This is a genomic window from Mesorhizobium sp. P2_A12, assembly GCF_056405075.1.
This window is the reverse complement of record NZ_JBFUCU010000083.1, coordinates 1-956: the sequence shown is the minus strand read 5'-3', so window position 1 is coordinate 956 and position 956 is coordinate 1. Positions and strand designations below refer to the sequence as shown.

Below are 956 nucleotides of genomic sequence, written 5' to 3'. Positions count from 1 at the left end.
GCCGTAGACGTCGCAGATCTTGACGTATTCAGCGGGCTCCGGCTCGGCGACGACGACGGCGTCGGCGGCGCGCGCACCGGAAACTGCGAGCAGAGCCGCAGCGGAGCCGAGGAGAAGGCTCTTAATGTTCATTTTCTGACCTCCAGTCAAAAGTTAAAAAACGGGTCTGGGTATTCTTTGCTGAAGGACAGCGTTCCCTGCCCCATCCCCACTACCGAAAAAGATGCGCACCGCGCCGCTCCTTCGAATTCGACATTACCCATGAGACGGCGGCGTTCAACCACGATCGTACCGGCGAAAGGGCTGTTCGGCTGCTATCCCCTGGCGTTGTTGCACAAATGACACGATTTGGCCTCACTCAGAAAGCTCTCGTTAACCATTGGGGCCGCCGCAACCGCTTGTTTCCAGTCGAATCTGGCGATCGGCCGACGGAATCATGGCGAGGCCCCGAGTCGCCAGCCAGGAAACTGCCGCAGAACCGCCGCATCGAAGGAAAGCCGCAGCTCGGTGCGTTCTTATTTTTCCATATAATGACGCGGGCTTGTTGATTGTGCCGGCGCTTTTCTTTATCCAGCGGCGCAACGGAGAGGTGGCCGAGTGGTCGAAGGCGCTCCCCTGCTAAGGGAGTAGAGGTCAAAAGCTTCTCGTGGGTTCGAATCCCATCCTCTCCGCCATCTCTGCCTGCCTCGAAGGCGGCCTACCAGAAATCATCCAATTAAATCAGATAGATAGACAGGCATTCCGTTGCCGTCGGAACGCAACTCCGTGCCAAAGATGCACTGAAGGCAACGCTGTTTTGTTCGATTCTGACTGGAGGTCAGAAAATGAACATTAAGAGCCTTCTCCTCGGCTCCGCTGCGGCTCTGCTCGCAGTTTCCGGTGCGCGCGCCGCCGACGCCGTCGTCGTCGCCGAGCCGGAGCCCGCTGAATACGTCAAGATCTGCGACGTCTACGGC

The 956-nt window shown here is 58.3% G+C and carries 2 protein-coding genes and 1 tRNA gene; 2 read left to right on the top strand and 1 reads right to left on the bottom strand.

What is annotated here, in order from left to right:
- Positions 1-132 (bottom strand): porin (locus AC1DZU_RS35595; RefSeq protein ID WP_477292133.1); only part of this gene is annotated, 132 nt, incomplete at its 3' end.
- Positions 133-583: 451 nt separating this feature from the next.
- Here AC1DZU_RS35595 and AC1DZU_RS35590 point away from each other — a divergent pair.
- Positions 584-674 (top strand) — tRNA-Ser (locus AC1DZU_RS35590).
- Positions 675-824: 150 nt separating this feature from the next.
- Positions 825-956: porin (locus AC1DZU_RS35585; RefSeq protein WP_477292133.1), on the top strand; the 132-nt coding region annotated here is incomplete at its 3' end.